Genomic DNA, 23596 nt, shown 5'->3' with positions numbered 1-23596 from the left:
GCATTTTTACGCATGCAGGTTTTTTCTTGATTATTTAGGTTTTTACCGAAAAAACGATCAACTGCATGAAATGGCAAATAATACTCATAATAAGGAACGTTATTTCGACAGAAATAATAAAATATTTTTTCTTTAATGATATTGATTTGAGAAATATTTTTTCATATAATTGAAAAGCTGCTCAGCATTCTTTAAAGACAACTTAGGAGGGCATACCATGTTATTACTTATCGTTTTGGCTGCTATTGTAGTGCTATTGCTGCTCATAACAGTAGCGAAGCTGAATCCGTTTGTCTCGCTTATCGTGACAGCAATTGGCGTCGGGCTTGCTACAGGAATGCCGTTGTTCACGTCAGAAGCAGGCGGGACAGGCATCATCGACTCCATTAAGACAGGCATGGGCAATACGCTTGGTTTCTTGGCTATCGTACTTGCTTTAGGTACGATGCTCGGCAAAATGATGGCGGAGTCCGGCGGTGCCGAGAAAATCGCGCAAACGTTAATTAAACGTTTTGGCGAAAAAAATGTGCACTGGGCGATGATGTTTGTTGCTTTCATCGTGGGTATTCCGGTCTTCTTCCAGGTCGGCTTCGTATTGTTGATCCCATTGGTATTCACGATCGCTCGCCAAACAGGCGTGTCGCTTGTCAAAATCGGCGTACCGCTCGTCGCCGGACTTTCGGTCGTGCATGGCCTTGTGCCGCCGCATCCGGCTGCTATGGCTGCGGTAGGCATTTTTAACGCTGATGTTGGACTCACGATCTTGTATGCGATTATCGTCGGTCTTCCTACAGCGATCATCGCAGGTCCATTGTATGGACAGTGGATTGGCAACCGGATTCATAAATCGGTACCTAAGGAAATCGGGGAGCAGCTGACAGAGGCAGATCCTAACAGGCAGCTGCCGGGCTTTTTCAATACGGTATTTACCGTTCTGGTCCCGGTCATCCTTATGCTCGCTGCCTCCATTGCGGAGCTGTTTCTTGCCAAGGAGAGCTCCTTGTACCAAGCGCTGCGCTTTATCGGAGACCCGGTGACCGCTTTGCTAATCGCAACTGTATATTCCTTCTTTAGCTTAGGGTACTTCCGCGGCCTCAGCAGGGAGAAGGTACTGAAGTTTTCGAATGATTGCTTGGCGCCTACGGCGACGATCTTGCTGGTCATTGGGGCAGGCGGAGCTTTCAACCGGGTGTTGCTTGATTCCGGCATTGGTGAGTATATCGCGGATTTAGCTACATCCTCAAACATTTCTCCTATTTTGCTTGGATGGGGAATTGCGGCGCTCATTCGTGTTGCGACAGGCTCAGCTACCGTTTCGATGATGACAGCGGCCGGCATTGTTGCTCCGATTGCTGCGATCGTGCCGGGAGCTAATCTTGAGCTGCTCGTACTCGCTACGGGCGCAGGATCGCTCATCTTGTCTCACGTGAACGATTCGGGCTTCTGGATGATCAAGGAGTATTTCGGGATGTCGGTCAAGGAAACGCTCTTGACATGGACGGCGCTGGAAACGATTATTTCCGTCGTCGCGCTTGCTTTGATCCTGGTCGTAGACATTTTCGTTTAGCTTTCCATAAAAAAAGGTGAACCGTTAACATTGCAGTCAATGGCTCACCTTTCTTCCGTAAAATGAGACGCGATTAAATTCGGGTTTCCGAGATGGCTTCCCGTACTTTTTCGAGCGATGCTTTCGCTTTATCTTTGTTTAAGAGCATGACATTGACATACAGGGCATCAATTAAGCTAAGCTGCCCAATTCGAGATGCGAGCGCTTCTGAGCGGTAAACCGTTTCCTCTGAGCTTGTATGGAGCGATACATCTGCATGCTGGCTGATTGGCGACTTAGGGAAGCCGGTTATCGCAATTGTTTTTGCGCCATTCGCTTTTGCCGTTTGCAAGATGCGTATCGTGTCTTTATTCGTGCCCGAATGGGAAATGACGACCGCAACATCATCCTTCGTCAGCTGAGCTGCCGACATGAGCTGGAAATGCGCATCCGTAAATGCGAAAGCTTGTTTTCCAGAGCGGATAAATTTATGGAAAGCATCCATCGCGATAACGCCGGAGCCGCCGATGCCGTAGAAGTGAACGCGGTTTGCAGCAGCGATGACGGATACCGCTTTGGCGAAGTCTTCGCCGTCTAAAATTTGAAACGTATTTTCAAGCGTTCGAATGTTTGATTTAAATACTTTCTCGGCGATCGTCTTCTCATCGTCCTGCTCATTGATTTCTTCATAAATTTGCTCGCTTGGCGTCATAATTTCCGAGGCAAGGGCGATTTTCATCGCTTGGTATCCTTTATATCCGATACGCTTGCAGAAACGAAACACGGTTGCTTCCGCAACATTCAAATCTTCGGCAACCTCATTAATGGTGCTATGAATGATTTTTTCGGGATTATCTAAAATATAGTTTGCGATTTTTTTTTCCTTTTCGCTGAATCTTGCATAATAAGAACGGATTTTTCCAAACATGTTTTGCACCATGATCGTTGCTTCTCCTCGCGTAGCAGCTTATTTCAGAAGAAGTATAACATAAATGGAATGTTGATCCTATATTTCATACGTATGCGTTTAGATAGATAACTTAGATTATAAAAATGATTGGGAGATGAAAGATCATGCAAATAGGCATAATTGGTTTAGGGAAAATGGGTTATAACTTGATGCTGAATGTACTGGAGCATAATCATAAAGCGGTTGTTTATGACGTCAATACAGCGGCGATTGAGAAAGCCGAAGAGGATGGGGCGCAAGGCGCAAGCTCCATTAAACAGCTGGTTCAATCGTTATCGGCTCCGCGTGTAATTTGGATGATGGTACCGGCAGGCGAGCTGACGGAGGCTGTAATTCAAGAGGCTGGCGAAGCGCTTGAATCCGGAGATATTTTGATAGACGGCGGCAATTCTAATTATAAAGATACGACTAGACGAGCGGAGAAGCTTGCCGAACAGGGCATTCATTTCCTTGACGTTGGCACAAGCGGCGGAACTTCCGGTGCCAGATCGGGCGCATGTACGATGATTGGCGGCAATAAAGCGGCATTTGAATCAGTCGAGCAGCTGTTCAAGGACATTTGCGTTGCGGACGGATATTTGCATGCAGGGGAAAGCGGCAGCGGACATTTTCTGAAAATGGTCCACAACGGCGTTGAGTACGGCATGATGCAGGCGATTGCGGAAGGGTTCGAGCTGCTGGAAAAAAGCGCATATGACTTTGATTTTGAGAAGGTCGCCCGGGTATGGAACAATGGATCGGTCATCCGGTCGTGGTTGATGGAGCTAACGGAAAATGCATTCGCTAAGGATGCAAAATTGGATGGCTTAAAAGGTATCATGCATTCTTCGGGAGAAGGCAAATGGACGCTGGAGACGGCGCTAGACCTGCAGACGGCAACGCCGGTCATCGCTTTGTCGCTATTGATGAGATACCGCTCGCTTGAAGAAAATACGTTCTCGGGCAAGGTCGTTGCCGCGCTGCGCAATGAATTCGGTGGCCACAGCGTCGTAAGCTCCTAAAGCATCGGATTGAATAAATGCTGGAAGAACGGTATTGTAACAATTGTAGAGCGAACGAATACGTTGCCAGCTATTTGATTGGCATAAGTATGTGGAGGTATAAAGATGACTACTAAATATGTTATCGGTGTTGATATCGGAACGACAAGCACGAAGTCGGTGCTCTTCACTTCTAAAGGCGCTATAGTCGCAAGTCATGGCATTGAATACCCGCTTCACTCGCCGTCTCCGGCTATTGCTGAACAGGATCCGGATGAAATTTTTAATGCCGTTCTCAAAACGATTGGACAAGCCGTTGCTAAAAGCAACGTGCAGGCCCAAGATATTTTGTGCGTTTCCTTCAGCTCAGCGATGCACAGCGTCATTGCTGTAGATCAGGCAGGCGAACCGCTCACAAAATGTATTACGTGGGCTGATAACCGCAGCATGGAATGGACGAATAAAATTAAAAACGAATGGAATGGCCACGAAATCTACTTGCGTACGGGCACGCCGATCCATCCGATGTCTCCCTTGTCGAAGCTCACCTGGCTGCGTCATGACCATAAAGAGCTGTTTGACCGCGCTTATAAATTTATATCGATTAAAGAATATGTATTTTATAAGCTGTTTGGCCGTTACGTCATCGATTATTCCATTGCTTCTGCTACTGGGATGTTTCATTTGAACAACTTGCAATGGGATGAGGAAGCGCTTCGGGTAGCCGGCGTTACGGCAGAGAGATTGTCCGAGCTGGTTCCTACAACGTATAAGCTGGAAGGATTGGAGGAGCCTTATGCGAAGCAAATGAATCTGCTCGCCTCCACGCCTTTCGTAGTCGGGGCAAGCGATGGTGTGTTGTCCAATCTTGGCGTCAATGCGATTGATCCGGGAGTGGTCGCGGTTACGATCGGCACCAGCGGCGCTATCCGCGCGGTAACGGACAAGCCGGTCACGGACCCGAAGGGCAGAATTTTTTGCTATGCGCTGACGGAGAATCATTGGGTTATCGGAGGCCCGGTGAATAACGGAGGCATGATTTTCAGATGGGTGCGTGATCAAATCGGTACGGAAGAGATTGCTTCGGCGAAGCAGCTTGGCATCGATCCTTATGAGCTTCTTACAGAGCTTGCTGCCAAAGCGAGGCCGGGCTCTGACGGGCTGATTTTTCACCCGTACTTAGCTGGCGAGCGAGCTCCACTGTGGGATGCAAATGCGCGCGGCTCCTATTTTGGACTGGGGCTGCACCATAAGAAGGAGCACCTGATTCGAGCGGCGCTAGAGGGCGTTATCTATAATTTGTACAGCGTGCTTATGGCGCTTGAGGAATTGACAGGCAAACCTACCAAAATTCAAGCGACCGGCGGTTTTGCAAGATCCGAACTATGGCGTCAGATGATGGCTGATATTTTTGACCAGGAGCTGCATGTCCCGGAAAGCATTGAAAGCTCTTGCCTTGGCGCAGTCATCTTGGGGTTATACAGCTTAGGCGAGGTGGATTCGCTGGACGTCGTTGCCGACATGGTCGGGGGATCGCATTTTCATCTGCCAAACAAACAAAACGCTCAAATCTACTCCGAGCTGATGCGGATCTATATTCGCGTTTCTCGTTTGTTGACCGAGGAGTACGCGAATATTGCTGCTTTTCAGCAAAAGTGGGTATAGCATAAACGAAAAAAACAGCCGAGCTTGCGGGCTGTTTTTTTTCATGTAGGCGAGGCGAGCATTAGGAGCCGTATTTTTTCAAAATGGTTGAAAGCGTGAGAAGCGGCCAAATATAGTTGTTGCTCGGATAAAAAACGTATACGCTGCCTGGCAAGGCGGCGCCTGTCGGATAGAAATAAGTCCAGTCTCGCCGCTCGAGTGACTGCAATAGCGCTTCAACGCCACGCTCAATCGCTGCATTCGGTTTTGCATGCGCTGCTGTCAGAGCATCCAGCGCCCAAGCGGTTTGAGAAGGCGTGCTGGCATGGAGCGGCATGTAATGCTTCACTTTATCGCTAAGGCAGGATTCGCCCCAGCCGCCGTCTTCATTTTGAATTTCCAACAGCCACTTGATTCCCTTCTTAATGGCGGGATGATCATTTGGAACACCAACAGCAGTCATTCCTTGAATGGCAGCGCCTGTGCCATGAATATAAGCAATTCCCCAGCGGCCGTACCAGCTACCGTCTCGTTCTTGCTGCGAGAGCACCCACTGCACGCTGTCGTCGAGCCATTGGTGGCCGATTGTCATATCGAGTTCATTGCCTAGAAAACTTAGTACACGGCTCGTTAAGTCAACCGTCGAAGGATCGGTAGAAATATCAGCAGAGCCCTCGAACGTAAAAAAGCTTGCCGGCAGCTGCGTGCCTTCCCGTTCGAAAGCGGGCCAGCCGCCATCATCATTCCGCATAGCGAGTACCCAATTGAGGCCTCGCTGCCAGTTCGCATGTAAACCATTGGTGACTGAAGTGTAGTGACGTATGCTCCGAAGCGCGGCTACACTGTCATCGACATCGGGATACAGCGTATTCACGTTGGAGAAGCCCCAGCCGCCTGCCGGCGTATTGGGCAACCGCCGAGCCCAGTCGCCAAGCCTTACCTGCTGCCTGTCTAGCAAATAGTGCCCTGCACGCTCCAAGGCGTTGTGGTTAGGCTGCATTCCTGCTTCACGCAAAGCGTAGCTTAGCATAGCGGTATCCCAAACTTCTGAGGATGCCACTTGAAGATGGGGACGATCTGCGCATATTAATGAAATGGCTCCAGCGAGCAGTTGATTAACAGCATGCGATTGAGGGGAATAGTCGAGTGCAAGCAACGATAATATCATTAATATCGTCGCCGTCGAGAAAGTCAGCAGCGTGCCGTTAGGCTCTATTCGCTCGAACATAAACGCCTCAGCCCGCTCTAAAGCAGTAGGAGAGCTTGGCGGAAGCAGGCTCGTTAAAGGCAAGCTTGCGATAAAGCCGTTCAAAGCCGAAATCCAAGTTGCATCATTTGTGAATGCACGCGATTGGCCGACAAATAAATCGGTTAAAAGCGGCATCGATGGCGTGCGGCGCGCAAATGATTTATTCGCCATAATGAGTGTCGGAACAAGATGGACGCGAGCGTGGCCTGAAAGAGAGAAGAGGTCTAGTCCGATCCCTAGATCGGAGAAAAAAGCTTCCAGCGGAATACGCAATAATCGCGGCCATTCGGCTTGGCCAGTCGCAGCAAAGATGACTTGAGTGAGCAAGTTTTTGGCTTCCGAGAGACCGCCTTGCTTTAAAATAAATTGCTTGGCCATAACCATGCGCGGATCTGATTCATGGTAGAACCTCGCACAGAGCAATGCGTAATAGGCTTCTGCAGTCGCCTCTAAATTCCCCTCTGCTTCATCGGGGTATACCTTCCACGCGCCATTCGTTTCCTGTCTGGATGCGATGCGCGCCGCAAGGTTGCGAATCAAATGCTCATCCGGCCTCTCAAGCAGGCGCAGCAAAATAATAAGATAGCTGTCGGTCATCGTCCCTGAATCAAAGCACATTCGCCAAGCGCCGTCACGCGATTGCTGCCGAAGCAGATCAGCGGTTATATCATCTATCCGTTCACGAATTCGTTTCATATCCATTTGGCGCATTCATCCTTTGCAACCTTAGTTGCTATATATATATGCGCTAGTAATCAGTAACAGTCGGGTATCATTGGGGGCGAATCGGAAGTTGCTGCTGGATCTTAGTCACTGGCGAGAAGCAGCTTTTGAACAAAAACATCGCTTGCCATCGTCGCTGCTCCTTCTCTATGACGGATAATAGAGAAGCTGCGTTCAAAACGATCCCTATTTAAACGCAATTCGCCCATTTCCCCGGATTCCAGCTCTCTTCTGACAACCCAGCGAGAAAGCATCGCGATTCCAAGGCCGGAAATTACCGCTTCTTTGACGCTTTGGCTGCTGTTAAAAACGTAAGAGCGTTTTTGGACAATCTGGGCGTCCTGAGTGAACTGATCGCTGAAAGCACGTGTGCCAGAGCCGCTTTCCCTTAGCACCCATACCTCATTTTGCAGCATATCCGCATCGACAAAATGCGCAGATGCGAGAGGATGGGCAGCGGGGGCGATCAAAATCATTTCATCTTTCATATAGGGTGTTATGACCAAGTCAGCAGCGTTTGCTTCTCCTTCGATAAGCCCCAAATCTAATTCGTTTGCCCGGACTGCTTGCACAATTTCCTCCGTATTTCCAATGGTGACCTGCATCTCAACGAGCGGATATTGCGCAGCGAACGCAGCAAGCCGTTTAGGAAGTACGTATTCTCCGATTGTAAAGCTGGCTCCGATTTGAATCGTCCCCGTCACCTTATCCTGCAGCCGATGAATGTCCTGCTTCGTTCCTTCGTACAAGGATAAAATTTGCTTCGCCGTCTTGTATAGCATATCGCCTGCTTCGGTCAGCCTGACCTGCTTGGGAGAGCGGTGAAGCAGCTTGGCGCCAACCTCATTCTCCAGATTGCGAATATGCAGGCTTACGCCAGGCTGAGATATATTCAGAAGATCTGCCGCTCTTGAAAAATGGCTTTGCTCCGTAACGGTTACAAATACGCGAAGTGCTTCGATAATCATTATAATCCCTCATTGTTAGTTTTGAATTTAGTATGTTTTTCTTAATAATAGCTTGCGTGAGTGACTAATTCAAATTCAATCATAAGTAATCCTGATGATAAAGATCGTGAATAAGTATTTCACTTCATGCTGCCAGAGCCGTATAGTGAAGTCATGCCACACAGCAAGTTTCAGACTGATCGCAGAGGTGAAAGACATGATTACCAAAAACGTAATAACTAATCATTCTTATAAGGGCGTTGGTTTTACGCAGGGCGTTGCAATCACATTGACCATTGCCATTGCGGCTAAATATATCGCGATGCTCCCTTTTTTTAACGTGATGGGACAGCTGGTCGTTGCGATTTTGCTAGGAATAGCCTATAAAGCAATGGCAGGAATACCGGAGCAAGCGGCAAGCGGAATTGCGTTTTCGAGCAAAAGGCTGCTGCGTTTCGGCATTATTTTGCTGGGCTTGCGTCTCCATTTATTCGACATCGCTGCTGCCGGACCAAAGGTGATAGCCATCGCCGCAATCAATATCGCATTTACGATATTTGTAGTGTACGGATTAAGCAAATGGCTGAAAATCGACAAAAAGCTCGGTATTCTTACAGCTTGCGGAACAGCCATCTGCGGCGCTGCGGCGGTCGTTGCGATTGCTCCACAATTGAAGGCAAGCGATAACGAAACAGCCATCAGCGCTGCGACGGTTGCGATCCTCGGAACGATATTTACATTAGTGTATACGATCCTTTATCCTATCCTACAATTAAGCGACGCTGGATACGGCATATTCGCTGGCGCGACGCTCCATGAGATCGCCCATGTCATTGCTGCGGCAGCTCCGGGCGGAAGCGAAGCGGTGGATCTTGCCGTCATTGTCAAAATGTCGCGGGTAGCAATGCTTGTCCCAGTCGCCATTATTATAGGGTTCTGGAACAATCGCCAGACGAGCAAAACAACAAAGACCAGCTTTAAAAATCTGTCGATTCCATGGTTTATTGTTGGTTTTCTAGTTATGAGTGCCGTAAAGACGGCTGGCATTCTCCCGGAGGCGCTCACCGGGCAGCTAATTGTAGCAGCTTATATGCTTATTGCAATGGCGATGGCGGGGCTAGGCCTTGGAGTCGATCTTGTCATGTTTAGAAAATGGGGCAAAAAAACGTTCGTAGCCGGTTTGATCGGTTCGATCTTGCTAAGCGGGCTTGGACTGCTGCTTGTTCACAGCTTTCATTTGGTTTAAGAATCAGCATAGAAAAATGGCGGTACAGGAAAAGCAACCTGTACCGCCATTTTTCAGACGAGCTCGCTGCTTATGAGACAGCATCTACCCAGAATGCTCAACAACCTATCGGGGGATATGGTTTTTGCCGAGGGTACTGTCGAATATTTTTGATGCGTGAATCCGCCTTTAAATCCATCTCATTGCCAATAAGCACACTTGTTGAAGAGGCGATGGCAATGATTGCAATAAGCCCGACTGTAATATTGGGGATGCAATTTGTGCGCTCGAGCCGAATGACCTGTCCGTTATCGAAGTCGGGATCATTAAGAACGGGCAGAGGGTTAGTATACATCGGATAAGACTCAAAAAAAACATCGCCTGCTGTCGTATGGCTTTCTCGGCGCTGCACCGCTATCGCGATCAGTTTGGCATCGGTCTCGGCGCGGTCGCCAAACTGCACGATACAAGCCTCCCCCACGCTTATAATGCTCACCATACCTACATTAGCTGTCCGAATGGGGTAGTCGTTCATTCGCCTATCGCTTCGCTTGATTGGCCAGGCAATGGAAAAGGAGCTAACGGGCCAACGATGACCGATTCCGGGGGCGTATCGAACATAGAATACAAGGATACGGTATCGGTATCGCCTACCTGCAGCATCGATGCGCTGGATACGCCGAGAATTTCAATTTGGCCAACACATAACAGATGGTTAACAACTTTAAAATGAATCATTTATGCCATTCCTCCTGATGCAGGCTCACCAGTCTGCAGCTGCCGCATATAAGCGAGCATTGCAGCGTCGGAGTCCCTTATTGTTTTGGAGAGGACGTTCCCTGCGATAGATGGATCGTTGCTTGCAGCCGTTTGATCCACCGAGCCTTTCATGGATTGCTGCATATAATATTGAATGCGAGTCGGCACCTGTTTGCGGATATCCTCCATAATAATTCTTCTATGGTAAGGATCCAGCGGGATGCAAAGCTCATTCTCATAGGCGATCAGCCTTTGCGGTGCCTCGTCATCCAAATAACGGTTCATTCCTGCAAAGACATCATTGTATAATCCGCTTGGAGGGGGGATAGACGGCCCGGCAGACGGAAAAACCTCAGGTTTTGAAACGGCTAATTGCTCGATGTTGCCGGGAAAGGAATCTTCGTCCGTGCCAGGAGCAGTCATGCCGATATTTAGCGTGCCGTCCAGCTTCTCTACCTTCAATTGATCAAAACGATATTCTATTTTATCTATACTGTAAGTAGGACGTGCTTCAAGCTGCTTTACCTGATCACATAATGCGGCAACTTTCGCTTCAAGCGCTTCGAGTTGTTCTTGCTGCTCTTTGAGCTTATGTTGGACTTCAAGCGACCACACTTGCCAAGGGGAAAGCGGATTAGGCTGCTGCATGAGACTGCTCCTCCTTCATATATTGTAATGATCCGTAGTTGCTAAGTAGGATTTGGCAACGGCACGAACGAGAGCGGATTATCCTGACTGAGCTGCGGAGCGGGACCTGTGAATCCGCCGGTATTGTAGAGCTGAGACAAAGAGCGAATCGATCCTGCACTGCCGACTTGCAGGACCGAACTGTTCGATACGCTCTCAACACGAAGCTGATGAATCGTAATTTGTTGATGTATCGTTAGATTCATATCGCATTCAACTCATTATTCGAACTATCTTGCACATCCGGATCAAGGGTGTTCGTAGCGCTGACAGCATTATTGGAGTTCGTTAAGCTGCCGGTCAAGAAAGATCCTGATCCCGCATACGTTTTGGAAGCGCTGTTTGGCGATACTTCTAGAGAGTCACCGAATTGTACAATGGAGCCAGAGCCAGTACTGACTATTTTGACAAAGCCGACAACAGCTGGCATAAGCATCCTCCTTCTTGGTGTGCTGTTTTGGATTAAATAGCTGAGCGTGCTATATCTTATGCGGCATTCGCCCATATGTTCCTGCTGCGCATGTATCCTGAATGCAGCTAGGCGCATATGATGGTAGAAGTGCTGGAAGGCGGGTGTTTGCTTGTGGCATCCAAATGGGATGATATGGAGAGATGGATGGAGAGGCAGCAACTTCCTAAAGGGTTCGAGCTGCTGCGCGATCCTGACTGGGTGGAGCAATATGTGCGCAAAATGATGACGAAATCGCTGCCTGAGGCAGCAGGCGCTTTAATTGGAGGAGGTTCTGCTACCTTCTCTGAGACTCGCCATTTTGTTCATGTTAAAATAAATTTGCCAAATGGTTATGACAAAGAGCTGTTGAGATTGTTTGTGCGCGAGGATCGGCTGCGTCTTGATGGGTTGCCGGGCGGCAAGAGCGAGACGATCAAGCTGCCGAAGCTGGTGAAGCCGCGTGTCTGCAAAACGCTTGTGAAAAACGATGTGCTTCACGTCAAACTTCAGAAGCGGCCGACCAATCGCAATTATCACGAGGCCATCGTGCGCTTTTAATAGATGACGGAGAAGCAGGAAGAGCACGCACAACTTGAATGTGTGCTCTTTTTGTCACGAAATCGACAGGGTTTGCCGCTGGCTAATGGCTCTGCTATCCCTTATAATGTCTAATGAACATGTACATATTAGCAAAAAAGGGAGTGTGTTCGGTGTCACTAGTTGATGTAAGCAGTGTTTCTGCTTCTTTATTCATACTCGGAATCGTTTTTATAATGCTCGTATTCGGATTGCTTAGCTTCGGAATTTTACGCATGTTCCAGCAGCGGTTCCGGACAGGCTGGTTCAGCTTCGGCGGGGCGGTCGTCAGCTTTGTCGTATTTATGTTTATACTAAACAAGTGGTATCTATAGCATTTCTATAGCTGATCACAACCGGAGGTAGTAGCTTGTTCTGGACAGTCATTTGGTTTTTCGTTAACATGCTGTTTGTCGCTTCGATTATTACCTATATGTTCATGCACCGATCCTTTACGGAAACAAAACGGCAATCAGGTGATATGGCGCTTATCAACAGGCTGAATACTAGGCGCAAGCTGTTTGGCATTCTTAGTATCGTTCTGTTCGTCGCGATGTCGGCAAGCTTTATGATTAACATGAGATTAAACGGTTAAGAGGCTCTCATTGACGAGAGCTTTTTTTTTCGTCATTATGGAGATAGACATTATAGAGTCCGGAGGTTCGACATATGCATACAATGGAAGACATTATAAGACGCATGTCAAGTCAAGGATTGCGAATTACCGATCAAAGAAAGACGCTGGCCAAGCTGTTTTCGGAGACGCAGGGTTATTTGGCTCCGAAGGAAGTTTACGAATATATGGGAAAATCCTATACCGGCTTAAGTTTTGATACCGTTTACCGAAACCTGCGTGTCATGGAAGAGCTGGGCGTGCTGGAGCAGGTCATTTTCGAGGATGGCGGCAAGTTTAAGCTTCACTGCAGAGAAAATGATCATCATCACCATATGATTTGTTTGCAATGCGGCATGACCTATCCGATTACATTCTGTCCGATGGAGCAGACTAACGTACCCGAGGATTTCCGAGTGGTGAAGCATAAATTCGAGGTATTCGGCTACTGCAAGGAATGTGCTCAGGATGAGCCGGCCGTAAGCGAGGCCTAATGCCCAAACAGCGAATGATGCAACGGGTGACGCTGGCGCCGATTCATTTTTACCGCAAGGTCATCTCACCGCTCACCCCGCCGTCATGCCGTTTTTATCCGACCTGCTCGATGTATGCGCTGGAAGCGATTGAGAAGCATGGGGCTGCTAAAGGCTCATGGCTTGCGGCCAAGCGCATTGCGCGCTGCCATCCGTTTAATGCTGGAGGATACGATCCGGTACCGCTCGCAAAAAACGACAAGGCAGATGCTCCTTGACAGAGAGGGTTCTGTTTCGGTATATTTTGATTTATAAAGCATTCAAGTTATTTCTAGTAATCTCCATATATCCGAGGAATGGATAAGTACAATAGAACAACTTTTGCAGAGAGCCGGGATTGTTGGTGGAAGCCGGTAGGGGACACTATTGGAAAATGGTCCGGGAGGATTCGTTTTCGAGCCGCAGCATTTTTAATGGCTGGGTAAGGGGGCGACGCGAAGCTGGCGTTAACGGCGACAGCCGCCATGAAGGCGGCACACGAAGCTTTCTCGATAAGCCCGATTTTGCCGGCCGTTTTCGAGATCGAAATTTGGGTGGTACCGCGTGAGTTCAAACTCTCGTCCCATGATGGACGGGAGTTTTTTGCGTTTTTTTAAACCAAAAAAATCAAATAGGGGGATTCACATGACAAGCAAAAACACGTTTTATATTACGACGCCGATTTATTATCCAAGCGATAAGCTTCATATCGGCCATGCATACACGACGGTTGCCGGTGATGCAATGGCGCGTTACAAGCGGCTTCGCGGCTATGACGTATGGTATTTGACAGGGACGGACGAACATGGCCAGAAGATCGAGCGCAAAGCGAAGGAAAAGGATCAAACGCCGCAGCAGTTCGTCGATGATATCGTGGTAGGCATTAAGGATCTATGGGCGAAGCTTGAAATTTCCAATGATGATTTCATTCGCACGACAGAAGAGCGCCATAAGCTGGTTGTTGAGAAAATTTTCGCCAGGTTTTTGGAGCAGGACGATATTTACAAAAGCACCTATGAAGGCTGGTATTGTACGCCGTGCGAATCCTTTTTCCTTGAGCGTCAGCTCGTAGATGGCAATTGTCCGGACTGCGGCCGTCCGGTTGAGCTTGTGAAGGAGGAGAGTTATTTCTTCCGCATGAGCAAATATGCAGACCGCCTGCTGAAGTACTATGAGGATAACCCGGATTTCATTCAGCCGGAATCGCGCAAAAACGAGATGATCAACAACTTTATCAAACCTGGTCTTGAGGACTTGGCTGTTTCGCGCACGACATTCGATTGGGGCGTTAAAGTGCCTGGAGATCCGAAGCATGTCGTTTATGTGTGGATCGACGCTTTGTCTAACTATATTACAGCGCTTGGCTACGCCAATGAGGGCAATGATCAGAAATTCCAAGATTTCTGGCCTGCTGACGTTCATTTGGTCGGGAAAGAAATCGTTCGTTTCCATACGATTTATTGGCCGATCATGTTGATGGCGCTTGAGCTGCCGCTTCCTAAGAAGGTATTTGCGCATGGCTGGCTCTTGATGAAGGATGGCAAAATGTCGAAGTCCAAGGGCAACGTCGTAGACCCGGTAATGCTGATTGACCGTTACGGCCTTGACGCGCTTCGTTATTATTTGCTGCGCGAGGTGCCATTCGGAGCGGACGGGACGTTTACGCCGGAAAACTTCGTTGAGCGGATCAACTTTGACCTTGCCAACGACCTTGGCAATCTGCTGAACCGGACCATTGCGATGATCGACAAATATTTTGACGGCGTCGTTCCGAACTTCGCAGGCACCGTAACAGCTTTCGACGATTCCTTGCAGAAGCTTGCGAGCGAAACCATCGTGCAGGTGGAGGCAGCGCTGGAAACGATGGAGTTTTCGGTGGCGCTGGCAACTTTGTGGCAGCTCGTAAGCCGTACAAACAAATATATCGATGAAACGCAGCCGTGGGCGCTTGCGAAGGATGAGGCAAAGAGCGGAGAGCTTGCTTCCGTTATGTACCATTTGGCGGAATCGCTTCGCATCGTATCGATTCTGCTTCAACCATTCTTAACGCATGCTCCGCGTGAAATGTGGAAGCAGCTTGGCCTTGAGCAGGGCGAGTTGACGGCGTGGGAGAGCACCAAGCAATTCGGATCGCTGCCAGGCGGAACGAAAGTAGTCAAAGGCTCGCCATTATTCCCTCGCCTTGATACGGCGGAGGAAGCTGCTTTTATCGCAGCGGCAATGGGCGGCGGTGCGCAGGCTGAGCCGGCTGCAGCGGAAGCAAAGGCAGAAAGCGAAACGCCGCAGGCAGCCGTAGAGTCGAAGGAAGAGATCGCGATTGATGACTTTGCGAAGGTAGAGCTGCGCGTAGCGCAAGTTATCGCGGCAGAGCCTGTGAACAAAGCGGATAAGCTGCTAAAGCTGCAGCTGGATCTAGGTTATGAGCAGCGCCAGGTTGTTTCCGGCATCGCTAAGTTTTACACGCCGGAGCAAATGGTAGGCCGTAAAGTGATTTGCGTGACGAACCTGAAGCCGGTGAAGCTGCGCGGGGAATGGTCGCAAGGAATGATCCTTGCTGCTTCGCATGGCGATCAGCTGACGCTTGCTACTGTGCCGGATGACATGCCAAATGGCGCGGTTGTTAAATAAAGCATACAGCCTATCTACGAAACGGAGTCGCCCTAAAAGTCATAAAGACTTTTAGGGCGATTCTATTTTTGTTACACGATTCTCAGTCGTTGCGAGCGACTACAGTATCCTGTCATATTTTTCTTTATTTTTGTCCATACAAGTAATTGAAGGGCAGCAGCTTTTCATGTCGCCTCTTTTTTTTGCGAAAGAAATAAGGTTGACAGTCTATTTAAAGGCATCGTATAATACAAAACGTAATAGTAACGATTACGAAGAAGAGAGAAACGGAATGGAGAGAACACCAAATGAAAGATTCGAAATCATCGATACGTAGGATGGCGCTTAGCCTGCTGCTGACAGCTATGCTGCTAGTGACGGCAGCTTGCGGCAATAGCAACCATGCAGGCTCACCGAATAATGCAGCGAATCCAACAAATGATAGCTCGGCTGCTGCAAACAAAGCAGAGAAAAATCAAGTCAGCGTCGTCACGAGCTTTTATCCTTTATATTTTCTAGCATCGGAAATCGGCGGGGAACATATTAAAGCCGTAAACCTTATCGCTGCCGGCGTCGAGCCGCATGACTGGACACCGAAAAGCCGGGATTTGGACACAGCTTCGAAGGCACGGCTGTTTCTGTATCACGGAGCGGGCCTTGAGGGCTGGGTGGATGGATTTTTGAAGGGATTATCCAAGGATAGCGCGGTCGTAACTAAAGAGATTAGCGACGGGATAACGCTTATCGAGGGCACGGAAGAAGAGCATGAAGAAGAGCATGCGGATGAAGCAGGACATGATCATGGCAGCATTGATCCGCATACTTGGGTTAGCCCAAAATCAGCGCTTAAGCTAGCTGAGAATGTGAAAAACAGTTTAATTGAAGCCGATAGCGCAAACCAAGCCGATTACGAGAAAAACTATGCGGCGCTCAAAACAAAGCTGGAAGCCATCGATGCGGATTATTCCGCCAAGCTTGCACAGGTCGCAAACAAAAATATTGTGACATCTCATCAAGCATTCGGGTACTTAGCACGCGACTACGGCTTAAAGCAAATATCCATTATGGGTCTTAGCCCGGATGCCGAGCCGCGCGCGCAGGATTTGCTGGACATCGCGAAGTATGTTAAAGCAAACAACGTCAAATATATTTTCTTTGAAGAGCTGGTATCCGATCAACTGGCTAAGACGCTCGCAAGCGAAGCTGATGTCGAGACAATGGTGCTTAACCCGCTTGAAGGCTTAACGCCAGAGCAGGATAAGAAAGGCGAAACCTACTTAACGCTTATGGAGCGCAACTTGCAAAATCTTGTGCAAGCATTACAATAGAACAAAAGGCTAGCCTGCGGAGCTGATCTAAGCTCCGTATTGCTGTGAGGAGAGAAATTATGGCGCAATCGAATCGAATAACTAACGCCGACACTAGCTGCCACCAAGAGGTTATCTCATTGGAGGACGTCTCCTTTTCTTTTCAGCAGCAGAATGTCATTACGGATTTAAGCTTTGCGGTGAAGGAACGTGACTTCATTGGCTTAATAGGTACGAATGGCGCTGGAAAAACAACGCTGCTGCGCATGATTGTTGGCTTGCTCAAGCCAACGAGCGGCACGATCCGTTTATTTGGAGAGAGAGTGGATAAGTTTAAGCAGTGGGAGCGCATCGGCTACGTTCCGCAAAAAAATTCTTTAAATCCTTTGTTTCCGGCAACCGTGCGCGAGGTCGTGATGTCGGGACTTTATGGGCGAAGCAAGCTGTTTAAGAAGATGAACAAAGCGGATTTCATTAAGTGCGAGGACGCGCTTCATGCGATGGGCATCGAGGATTTACAAGGTAAACGAATCGGCCAGCTGTCAGGCGGCCAGCAGCAGCGTGTGTTTCTAGCCAGAGCGCTGATCAACAGCCCGTCATTGCTCATTTTGGATGAGCCTACGGTAGGCATCGATACGGAAACGCAGGAGAGCTTCTTCCATATGATCAAGCATATGCATCAGCATCATAATATTACGTTTCTGATGGTTTCTCATGATTTGGATATGATTCGTTCTTATTTAGGGCAAGAACCGGCAGCATCGAACGGGAAGCTCAAGTTTCACATTAAGCATTCGCATGAAACGCAGGATTGCGTGGAAAATGACCTTGCGCATAGCCTGAAAGGGCTTAGGAAGCAAATGGAGAGCAGGAAAGAGGTTGTTTTGATTGGAGATCGTAACTAGCGAATTTTTTCAACGAGCCCTAATTGGCGGGTTGCTTATCGGCGTAACTGCCCCGCTAATGGGCTTATTTCTTGTGCTGCGCAGACTGTCCATGATAGGAGACACCTTATCTCATGTCTCTATTGCCGGCGTAGCGCTCGGGTTTTTGATCGGCGTATATCCCATTGCTGTGGGGCTGCTGTTCGCCATCGCGGCATCCTTTGCGATCGAGAAGCTTAGGAAAGCTTACAAATCCTATGCTGAGCTGTCCATCGCCATTATCATGTCCGGAGGGGTTGCCCTTGCCTCCTTGCTCTTTACGATGGGAAAAGGATTCAACAATAATGTGAACAGTTATTTGTTCGGCAGCATTTACACCCTCAATAACACCGATCTGTATGTGATAGGAGGCGTTACCATCATTGTGCTTGCGGCGATTTGGCTGCAGGTGAAGGAGCTTTTCCTCATTACGTTTGATGAAGACGCGGCTGCTGTGAGCGGCTTGCCCGTGAAATTTTATAATGTTATGATTAGCGTGCTTACCGCACTTATTATTAGCGTTTCTATCAAAATCGTAGGTGCGCTGCTCGTATCCGCATTGCTCACAATACCTGCTGCATGCAGCTTGATCATTGCCCGCAGCTTCCGTCAAAGCGTCATTACTGTCGTCATTATCGGCGAGCTGGCTGTAATCATCGGGCTGTTAATCGCAGGAGTATGGAATTTAGCGCCAGGCGGTACGATCGTATTGCTGCTAATTGCGGTGCTGCTATTGCTGCTTGTGTTCAGGCGTGGTGTTCGGGCAGGCAGTTGATTCGAATCGGGGTGAGAGAACTTGTCTGATATTAACATTTGGCTGGCTTTCGGCGCCGGCTTTGCATCGTTTATTTCGCCTTGCTGCCTGCCGCTGTACCCCTCCTATTTATCGTACATAACGGGTATATCGGTAGCGGACTTAAAGGAGAATTCGAATGCAAAACAAAAACGTATGCGAACGATGTCGCATACGCTGTTTTTCATTTTGGGCTTTTGCACCGTTTATTACGCATTGGGCTACGGAACAAACGTGTTTGCCGAGTTTTTCAGTGAATACAGGCAGCTTATAAGGCAGCTATCGGCTATTTTGATCATTTTGATGGGGCTTTTTCTGATCGGTTTATTCCAGCCGCAGCTTCTCATGAAGGAGCGAAGAATGAATCTGATTCCTAAGAAAGCGAACTATGTCAGCTCGTTTATTTTTGGAATCGGCTTTTCGGCAGGCTGGACGCCTTGTATGGGTCCTGCTTTGACCGCGATTTTGGGCCTCGCTGCAACGGAGCCTGGCACTTGGTTTCAGCTGACGACGGCATATGCGCTTGGGTTCGCGATCCCGTTTTTTGTGCTCGCTTTTTTCCTAGGGACGGCAAGATGGATATTAAAGTATTCCGCAACCGTGATGAAGATCGGCGGAGCGGTTATGATTTTGATGGGAATATTGCTGTTTACCGATCAGATGACAAAAATAACGATTTGGCTGAACGTCATTACACCCGAGTGGCTTACCTTTTAAGCGTCGCTGCTCACGTGAAATATTCGATTTTAGCTTCTGGAAAATGCTCGAAGATGCGCTCCGATATATACATGCGGAGCGCATTTGCTTGTTCATCCGGGTAAACGTATTTCCCTTGGCCCCAGCGCCCCCATTTATATTTTCGTTTTTCGATGTCCATCTCAAGCTTCGTGCGCGGATATCGTTTTTCGATTACCGATTTTGCCGTTTTAGTAAAACGATGCTGGATCAGCTCGAAGGTGAGATCTTTCGTTACCTCGGCAGGGAGTGCAGCCGCAAGCGATGATATAAGCTCTCCATAGCCTTCCTCCCAGCCTTCATGCCAAATAATCGGAGCAATAATGAAGCCCATTGGGTAACCTGCTCTTGCCACCTTAACGGCGGCCTCAATTCGTTGTTCGAATTTTGACGTGGCAGGCTCAAAATGTTTAATGACGTATTTATCGTTGACGCTGAAGCGTATGCGCGTATGGCCGTTATGCTTGGCGTCAAGGAGCGAGTCCACATGATGGAATTTGGTTACGAATCGCAGCCTGCCATATTCCTGTTTGCCCATAAATTCAATTAATTCGCGCAGGCTGCCCGAAATGGGCTCAAGCCCAACAGGGTCAGAGGTACAGGCCGCTTCAAATCGCGTAATCTCAGGCTTTCTTTCGTCAATGTAGCCCTGTGCAGCCTCCATAATATCGTCAATATTGACATACACTCGGATATAAGGCTTAGCGCCTAATGTCGTTTGCAAATAGCAATAATGGCAATGCGCCATACAGCCTGTCGCGATGGGAATGGCATATTCGGCTGAAGGCTTGGAGGTGTCGAACTTCAACGTTTTGCGAATGCCAACGACAAGCGTGCGCTTGGCGATTTTATATTGCTCCAGCTCCGTATCGCCAGGCAAATTCGTAATGCGGTTATGCGAGGTCGTCATTCGGTAAGGTATGCCTTCCTTCTTCACCCAGTCAAAAATACGCTGGCCTTTTGGATAATCGAGCGCAGAAGGCTCAAAATAAACGAGCTCAGGAACGAAGGAGAGGGTGGAGCGATCTGTTTTTGGCCGGTCTGTAATGGCTGTACTCATCAGTCATTCCTCCTGTTGATCAATCACAAACGAAATCATCTTATTGTATGGAGGAGGTGATCGCGTCAAACTGGTAAGTTCAAGCTTGGTTTGCGCTTCATAATCGATTGAGGAATCGTGAACAGGTTGCAGTGAACATAATGAACAGTGTATGATACATAGAGTAACGCCTAAGAGACAAGGTGAAGAAGTATGGTTAGGGGGTTCTTCAGTGCCGACACCGAGCATGGAAGACTACTTGGAAAGAATTTATAAGCTGATTGATGAAAAAGGGTATGCGCGTGTTTCAGACATAGCAGAAGGACTCGAGGTGCATCCTTCATCGGTCACCAAAATGATTCAAAAGCTCGACAAAGATAATTATTTGATCTATGAGAAGTATCGCGGGCTTGTCCTAACCAATAAAGGCAAGAAAATGGGGAAACGGCTTGTAGACCGCCATCAGCTGCTGGAATCGTTCCTAACGACAATTGGCGTACAGGACGAAAATATTTATCAGGATGTCGAAGGCATCGAGCACCACTTGAGCTGGGATTCAATTACTTGCATTGAGACGCTGGTTGAATATTTTCGCCGGGACTCACAAAGAATGGACGAGCTTCGCGCTGTTCGTGCGGAAATGGACAGTGAGTAATTACATAGGGTGTAGGATGAGCGAACAAAAAGAAGGTCTGCAGCAATTATGCCGCAGACCTTCTTTTTGTTCATTAATGATATTTTGGCAGATCGTCGTCATCCTTGCCGCCTTCAATAACGCGGAACGGCACGGTTTTGGAACGGGGTTTGTTTGCTTTCATTTTAGCAGCGGTCGCACGGCTTTGCTTAACCTGAGTCCGGCCCTGCTGCGTGCTGTTTCCTCTTAAGAAGGAAGGCGGGTATTTATAAAGCAGGAAAATACCGCCTAGCACCACGATCGGAATAATAAATGCTGCCGGGCTTTGAAGAACGCTGTACACGAGGCCAATCGCCAGCAACGCCAGTAAAGTGATGGACCAAACATTCCATTTGCTCGGTATTCTGCTCATTGTAATACCGCCTTTCCTTTTTTAAACTTCGTTTCGATTATTTCATTTGTTTATCAAGCTCAAGCATCCGTTTAAAAGAAGCAATGGACACGGCTACTTGCTCGTCACGGGGCTCTTTGGTCGTAAGCAGCTGCAGCCACAATCCCGGATATCCGAGGTAGCGCAGAACTGGAATCTCACGCAAAGCGTTCGTCCAGCGAAGCACCTCATAGGAAATGCCCAGAACGAGCGGGAGCAGAAGAATGCGAATGTAGACGCGTTCCCAAATGCTATCCCATGTAAAGAACGGAAGCGAGTAGACAACCACGCCTACGATAACTGTAAATACGATAAAGCTGGAGCCGCAGCGATAGTGAAGACGGCTGTATTTTTGCACATTGCTAATACTAAGGTCTTCGCCGGCTTCATAAGCACTAATCACTTTATGCTCGGCACCGTGATACTGGAACAAACGCTTGATCAGCGGAGTCATTGAAATAAAGTATAAATAAGCGAGCAACAATATTATTTTGATAAGTCCTTCTAATAAGTTATGACCAACTTTGTTTTCAAATACCCCAGAAAATAGCAATTCTTCGAGCGCAGCAGGGGCTGCGGTGAAAATAAGCTTACCGAAAACAAATGAAAGCACGCCTGCGACGGCTACGCCAACCAGCATGCTGAGACTCCAGCCTTGTTTTTTCTCTTCCTTCGGCTTGACGGCTTGTTGTGCTGGCGCTGCTTCTTTTTCTTCGCCGGCTTCATCCTCTGCATAAGTCTCCATTGAGAAGTTCAAATGCTGCGAGCCTTTGGCGCTTGATTCCAAAATGCCGACAACGCCTCGAACGAGCGGGATTTTCTTTAGCGCTTGAATCCAGTTCTTCGATGTACGGGGCACCTCATAAAATACGATTTCATCATTTTTGCGTCGGACAGCCGTTACGTTAACGTGTTTGCCAGCAAACATTACGCCTTCAATAACCGCTTGTCCGCCATATATACTTCGGGAGTCTTGCGGCAAGTGCTTGTCACCTTCCTTGAGTGGAATATCGTCTTAGCTGATACGACGAATGTACCTTTAACTTTGTAAGTCTATTGTACTTTATCTATAGGCCAATTGCCAACGTCAGCATGTTGGAAGCGGACTCGCATTAATGGAAGCAGCGGTTATGGATCGGAATTATTTCACATACTAAGCTTAGCAAAGATGAATATAGAATGGAGGCTCTTTCGTTATGGGCATGCAGAAGCAGAAAAGCGACTATGAGGAGCATCATACGAACCCATGGTTATTTTCGATAAAAATCGGTTTTTTCGCAGGCCTCATCTGGGGCATTGTACGCTGGATGTTTTATGAAATGAAGTTTACGAGCGTGCTTCCCGGGTTTGCCGCAGATCCTTTCTTCAAGGCTTCCTTTCTAAAAACTGCATGGGGCGAGGTCGTAGGAATTGGCTTTTACGTCCTCTTCTCCATCCTTGCTGCATTACTTTATAAGGTGGTGCTCGGCCGATTGCGAGGGGCGTGGCCGGGAGTTTTGTACGGCGCAGTATGGTGGGCAATCCTCTTTGCCGCTATAGGCCCGATGCTCGGCATTATGAACGTCGTAACGAAAGCAGGCTGGAATACGCTTTATACCGAGCTTTGCGTCTCCTTGTTATGGGGCGTGTTCATCGGTTACTCCATCGCGTTCGAGTTTACGGATGAGGCATCGAGGGAGCCGATTAAAGCACAATAATGAGTTCTACTTCTCAAGGCACGGACATTTGTGGTAAAATGGCTAATGATCTTTGAACCTATGATGGATTCGGTTGCTTGGGAGGTGCATTCATGCACAAAATCGTTGTATTAAACGGACCGAACCTTAACATGCTCGGCATTCGCGAGCCTGGTGTGTACGGGACAGAAACGCTTGGATTCATTGAATCGCTCTTGAGGGATAAAGCCGAGGCGCTTGGCGTCTCCGTTGAATTTTTCCAAACGAATCATGAGGGCGAAATGATTGATCGAATACATAGTGCGTATGGAAAGGCTGACGGTATTCTCATAAACCCTGGCGCTTGGACGCATTACAGCTATGCGCTGCGCGATGCACTAAGCACGGTAGGGCTGCCGATTATCGAAGTGCATATGTCGAACATTCATAAGAGAGAATCGTTCCGGCATGTATCCGTAGTCGCTGCGATCGCGGTCGGTCAAATTGCCGGCTTCGGGTCACAGAGCTACGAGCTCGGACTTACTGCACTCGCACGTCATTTGCAAAAATCGTAAACGATTTAAGAAAGGG

Annotated in this window: 28 protein-coding genes and 1 pseudogene; 18 read left to right on the top strand and 11 right to left on the bottom strand. The window is 48.3% G+C overall.

Features of this window, described 5'->3' with window-relative positions:
* Positions 1–217 precede the first annotated feature (217 nt).
* Entirely contained in the window at positions 218–1567 is a 1350-nt protein-coding gene (locus tag A7975_RS31260) for a GntP family permease (RefSeq protein ID WP_065387745.1), read from the top strand.
* A 73-nt stretch (positions 1568–1640) separates the two neighbouring features.
* Here A7975_RS31260 and A7975_RS31255 read toward each other — a convergent pair whose 3' ends face one another.
* A complete protein-coding gene (locus A7975_RS31255) occupies positions 1641–2486 on the bottom strand; it encodes a MurR/RpiR family transcriptional regulator (protein WP_053376787.1) in 846 nt (281 codons plus the stop codon).
* A gap of 134 nt (positions 2487–2620) precedes the next feature.
* Between A7975_RS31255 and gnd the strand changes: the two genes are divergently transcribed.
* The gene (gene gnd / locus A7975_RS31250; RefSeq protein WP_065387744.1) at positions 2621–3517 is read left to right on the top strand and encodes a phosphogluconate dehydrogenase (NAD(+)-dependent, decarboxylating); all 897 of its coding nucleotides are present in this window, start codon (positions 2621–2623) and stop codon (positions 3515–3517) included.
* A gap of 105 nt (positions 3518–3622) precedes the next feature.
* On the top strand, positions 3623–5161 hold the full coding sequence (gene gntK, locus A7975_RS31245; RefSeq protein ID WP_053376785.1) for a gluconokinase: 1539 nt from the start codon (positions 3623–3625) through the stop codon (positions 5159–5161).
* A gap of 61 nt (positions 5162–5222) precedes the next feature.
* Here the strand turns inward: gntK and A7975_RS31240 are convergent, their stop codons facing one another.
* A complete protein-coding gene (locus A7975_RS31240) occupies positions 5223–7091 on the bottom strand; it encodes a prenyltransferase/squalene oxidase repeat-containing protein (RefSeq protein ID WP_255314627.1) in 1869 nt (622 codons plus the stop codon).
* 104 nt (positions 7092–7195) lie between these two features.
* Positions 7196–8080 (bottom strand): LysR family transcriptional regulator, encoded by an 885-nt coding sequence (locus A7975_RS31235; RefSeq protein WP_053376783.1) that lies wholly within the window; start codon positions 8078–8080, stop codon positions 7196–7198.
* A gap of 196 nt (positions 8081–8276) precedes the next feature.
* On the opposite strand from A7975_RS31235, the gene A7975_RS31230 reads away from it, so the two are divergent.
* Positions 8277–9305 (top strand): YeiH family protein, encoded by a 1029-nt coding sequence (locus A7975_RS31230; RefSeq protein WP_065387743.1) that lies wholly within the window; start codon positions 8277–8279, stop codon positions 9303–9305.
* Positions 9306–9402: 97 nt separating this feature from the next.
* Here the strand turns inward: A7975_RS31230 and A7975_RS31225 are convergent, their stop codons facing one another.
* The 5 genes from A7975_RS31225 to A7975_RS31205 are packed head-to-tail and all read right to left on the bottom strand — an operon-like array spanning position 9403 to position 11160.
* Positions 9403–9819, bottom strand: a complete 417-nt coding sequence (locus tag A7975_RS31225) for a spore germination protein GerPE (RefSeq protein WP_141680467.1) — start codon at positions 9817–9819, stop codon at positions 9403–9405.
* The gene (locus A7975_RS31220; protein ID WP_053376780.1) at positions 9816–10022 is read right to left on the bottom strand and encodes a spore gernimation protein GerPD; all 207 of its coding nucleotides are present in this window, start codon (positions 10020–10022) and stop codon (positions 9816–9818) included. The genes A7975_RS31225 and A7975_RS31220 overlap by 4 nt, the downstream gene beginning before the upstream one ends.
* A complete protein-coding gene (gerPC, locus tag A7975_RS31215; RefSeq protein WP_053376779.1) occupies positions 10023–10691 on the bottom strand; it encodes a spore germination protein GerPC in 669 nt (222 codons plus the stop codon).
* Between the two features lie 41 nt (positions 10692–10732).
* Positions 10733–10936, bottom strand: a complete 204-nt coding sequence (locus A7975_RS31210; RefSeq protein WP_053376778.1) for a spore germination protein GerPB — start codon at positions 10934–10936, stop codon at positions 10733–10735.
* Positions 10933–11160 carry a spore germination protein gene (locus A7975_RS31205; RefSeq protein ID WP_053376777.1) on the bottom strand — a complete coding sequence of 76 codons (228 nt, stop codon included), beginning with the start codon at positions 11158–11160 and terminating at the stop codon, positions 10933–10935. Before A7975_RS31205 ends, A7975_RS31210 begins: the two co-directional genes overlap by 4 nt.
* A 117-nt stretch (positions 11161–11277) precedes the next feature.
* Here A7975_RS31205 and A7975_RS31200 point away from each other — a divergent pair, with 117 nt between their 5' ends.
* The 11 genes and pseudogenes from A7975_RS31200 (at position 11278) to A7975_RS31155 (ending at position 19229) form a co-directional block, all read left to right on the top strand.
* The gene (locus tag A7975_RS31200) at positions 11278–11739 is read left to right on the top strand and encodes an Hsp20/alpha crystallin family protein (protein ID WP_255314626.1); all 462 of its coding nucleotides are present in this window, start codon (positions 11278–11280) and stop codon (positions 11737–11739) included.
* Between the two features lie 152 nt (positions 11740–11891).
* Positions 11892–12092 (top strand): hypothetical protein, encoded by a 201-nt coding sequence (locus tag A7975_RS31195; protein WP_053376776.1) that lies wholly within the window; start codon positions 11892–11894, stop codon positions 12090–12092.
* 35 nt (positions 12093–12127) lie between these two features.
* A complete protein-coding gene (locus A7975_RS31190) occupies positions 12128–12352 on the top strand; it encodes a hypothetical protein (RefSeq protein WP_053376775.1) in 225 nt (74 codons plus the stop codon).
* 74 nt (positions 12353–12426) lie between these two features.
* Positions 12427–12864: a Fur family transcriptional regulator gene (locus A7975_RS31185; RefSeq protein WP_065387742.1), complete on the top strand. Its 438-nt coding sequence runs from the start codon at positions 12427–12429 to the stop codon at positions 12862–12864.
* A gap of 17 nt (positions 12865–12881) precedes the next feature.
* Positions 12882–13121 (top strand): membrane protein insertion efficiency factor YidD, encoded by a 240-nt coding sequence (yidD, locus tag A7975_RS31180; RefSeq protein ID WP_065387811.1) that lies wholly within the window; start codon positions 12882–12884, stop codon positions 13119–13121.
* Positions 13122–13276: 155 nt separating this feature from the next.
* Positions 13277–13450 (top strand): hypothetical protein, encoded by a 174-nt coding sequence (locus A7975_RS35720; protein WP_483295941.1) that lies wholly within the window; start codon positions 13277–13279, stop codon positions 13448–13450.
* A gap of 77 nt (positions 13451–13527) precedes the next feature.
* A complete protein-coding gene (gene metG, locus A7975_RS31175) occupies positions 13528–15510 on the top strand; it encodes a methionine--tRNA ligase (RefSeq protein ID WP_065387741.1) in 1983 nt (660 codons plus the stop codon).
* A gap of 287 nt (positions 15511–15797) precedes the next feature.
* A complete protein-coding gene (locus A7975_RS31170; protein ID WP_065387740.1) occupies positions 15798–16817 on the top strand; it encodes a metal ABC transporter solute-binding protein, Zn/Mn family in 1020 nt (339 codons plus the stop codon).
* 188 nt (positions 16818–17005) lie between these two features.
* A pseudogene (locus tag A7975_RS31165) lies at positions 17006–17701 on the top strand (metal ABC transporter ATP-binding protein); the annotation flags it as partial.
* Positions 17685–18494: a metal ABC transporter permease gene (locus tag A7975_RS31160; RefSeq protein WP_065387739.1), complete on the top strand. Its 810-nt coding sequence runs from the start codon at positions 17685–17687 to the stop codon at positions 18492–18494. The pseudogene A7975_RS31165 and the gene A7975_RS31160, both read left to right, overlap by 17 nt.
* A 21-nt stretch (positions 18495–18515) precedes the next feature.
* The gene (locus A7975_RS31155) at positions 18516–19229 is read left to right on the top strand and encodes a cytochrome c biogenesis CcdA family protein (protein WP_053376768.1); all 714 of its coding nucleotides are present in this window, start codon (positions 18516–18518) and stop codon (positions 19227–19229) included.
* Between the two features lie 10 nt (positions 19230–19239).
* Here the strand turns inward: A7975_RS31155 and splB are convergent, their stop codons facing one another.
* Positions 19240–20307 carry a spore photoproduct lyase gene (gene splB, locus A7975_RS31150; protein WP_065387738.1) on the bottom strand — a complete coding sequence of 356 codons (1068 nt, stop codon included), beginning with the start codon at positions 20305–20307 and terminating at the stop codon, positions 19240–19242.
* Between the two features lie 211 nt (positions 20308–20518).
* Between splB and mntR the strand changes: the two genes are divergently transcribed.
* Positions 20519–20941 (top strand): transcriptional regulator MntR, encoded by a 423-nt coding sequence (gene mntR / locus A7975_RS31145; protein WP_053376766.1) that lies wholly within the window; start codon positions 20519–20521, stop codon positions 20939–20941.
* A gap of 73 nt (positions 20942–21014) precedes the next feature.
* Here the strand turns inward: mntR and A7975_RS31140 are convergent, their stop codons facing one another.
* Both A7975_RS31140 and A7975_RS31135 read right to left on the bottom strand, forming a co-directional pair.
* Positions 21015–21332 carry a hypothetical protein gene (locus tag A7975_RS31140; protein ID WP_053376765.1) on the bottom strand — a complete coding sequence of 106 codons (318 nt, stop codon included), beginning with the start codon at positions 21330–21332 and terminating at the stop codon, positions 21015–21017.
* 37 nt (positions 21333–21369) lie between these two features.
* Positions 21370–22332, bottom strand: coding sequence for a DUF1385 domain-containing protein (locus A7975_RS31135; protein WP_053376764.1), 963 nt, complete (start codon positions 22330–22332; stop codon positions 21370–21372).
* 214 nt (positions 22333–22546) lie between these two features.
* Between A7975_RS31135 and A7975_RS31130 the strand changes: the two genes are divergently transcribed.
* Positions 22547–23047, top strand: a complete 501-nt coding sequence (locus A7975_RS31130) for a YqhR family membrane protein (protein ID WP_053376763.1) — start codon at positions 22547–22549, stop codon at positions 23045–23047.
* Between the two features lie 92 nt (positions 23048–23139).
* A complete protein-coding gene (gene aroQ, locus A7975_RS31125; RefSeq protein WP_053376762.1) occupies positions 23140–23580 on the top strand; it encodes a type II 3-dehydroquinate dehydratase in 441 nt (146 codons plus the stop codon).
* Positions 23581–23596: the final 16 nt, after the last annotated feature.

It is taken from the genome of Bacillus sp. FJAT-26390 (assembly GCF_001682865.1).
Taxonomy (GTDB): Bacteria; Bacillota; Bacilli; order Paenibacillales; family Paenibacillaceae; genus Pristimantibacillus.
Note: the sequence above shows the minus strand (reverse complement) of the source record. Positions and strands in the feature narration are given on the sequence as shown.

Excerpts from the sequence above, each read along its gene's own strand:
- A7975_RS31130 (WP_053376763.1), top strand. The coding sequence starts at position 22,547 with ATGGGCATGCAGAAGCAGAAAAGCGACTATGAGGAGCATCATACGAAC.
- A7975_RS31205 (WP_053376777.1), bottom strand. The coding sequence starts at position 11,160 with ATGCCAGCTGTTGTCGGCTTTGTCAAAATAGTCAGTACTGGCTCTGGC.
- aroQ (WP_053376762.1), top strand. The coding sequence starts at position 23,140 with ATGCACAAAATCGTTGTATTAAACGGACCGAACCTTAACATGCTCGGC.
- A7975_RS31235 (WP_053376783.1), bottom strand. The coding sequence starts at position 8,080 with ATGATTATCGAAGCACTTCGCGTATTTGTAACCGTTACGGAGCAAAGC.
- gntK (WP_053376785.1), top strand. The coding sequence starts at position 3,623 with ATGACTACTAAATATGTTATCGGTGTTGATATCGGAACGACAAGCACG.
- A7975_RS31140 (WP_053376765.1), bottom strand. The coding sequence starts at position 21,332 with ATGAGCAGAATACCGAGCAAATGGAATGTTTGGTCCATCACTTTACTG.
- A7975_RS31210 (WP_053376778.1), bottom strand. The coding sequence starts at position 10,936 with ATGAATCTAACGATACATCAACAAATTACGATTCATCAGCTTCGTGTT.
- gnd (WP_065387744.1), top strand. The coding sequence starts at position 2,621 with ATGCAAATAGGCATAATTGGTTTAGGGAAAATGGGTTATAACTTGATG.
- splB (WP_065387738.1), bottom strand. The coding sequence starts at position 20,307 with ATGAGTACAGCCATTACAGACCGGCCAAAAACAGATCGCTCCACCCTC.
- metG (WP_065387741.1), top strand. The coding sequence starts at position 13,528 with ATGACAAGCAAAAACACGTTTTATATTACGACGCCGATTTATTATCCA.
- A7975_RS31230 (WP_065387743.1), top strand. The coding sequence starts at position 8,277 with ATGATTACCAAAAACGTAATAACTAATCATTCTTATAAGGGCGTTGGT.
- A7975_RS31255 (WP_053376787.1), bottom strand. The coding sequence starts at position 2,486 with ATGGTGCAAAACATGTTTGGAAAAATCCGTTCTTATTATGCAAGATTC.
- yidD (WP_065387811.1), top strand. The coding sequence starts at position 12,882 with ATGCAACGGGTGACGCTGGCGCCGATTCATTTTTACCGCAAGGTCATC.
- A7975_RS31200 (WP_255314626.1), top strand. The coding sequence starts at position 11,278 with ATGATGGTAGAAGTGCTGGAAGGCGGGTGTTTGCTTGTGGCATCCAAA.
- A7975_RS31260 (WP_065387745.1), top strand. The coding sequence starts at position 218 with ATGTTATTACTTATCGTTTTGGCTGCTATTGTAGTGCTATTGCTGCTC.
- A7975_RS31170 (WP_065387740.1), top strand. The coding sequence starts at position 15,798 with ATGAAAGATTCGAAATCATCGATACGTAGGATGGCGCTTAGCCTGCTG.
- A7975_RS31185 (WP_065387742.1), top strand. The coding sequence starts at position 12,427 with ATGCATACAATGGAAGACATTATAAGACGCATGTCAAGTCAAGGATTG.
- A7975_RS35720 (WP_483295941.1), top strand. The coding sequence starts at position 13,277 with ATGGTCCGGGAGGATTCGTTTTCGAGCCGCAGCATTTTTAATGGCTGG.
- A7975_RS31240 (WP_255314627.1), bottom strand. The coding sequence starts at position 7,091 with ATGGATATGAAACGAATTCGTGAACGGATAGATGATATAACCGCTGAT.
- A7975_RS31220 (WP_053376780.1), bottom strand. The coding sequence starts at position 10,022 with ATGATTCATTTTAAAGTTGTTAACCATCTGTTATGTGTTGGCCAAATT.
- gerPC (WP_053376779.1), bottom strand. The coding sequence starts at position 10,691 with ATGCAGCAGCCTAATCCGCTTTCCCCTTGGCAAGTGTGGTCGCTTGAA.
- A7975_RS31225 (WP_141680467.1), bottom strand. The coding sequence starts at position 9,819 with ATGAACGACTACCCCATTCGGACAGCTAATGTAGGTATGGTGAGCATT.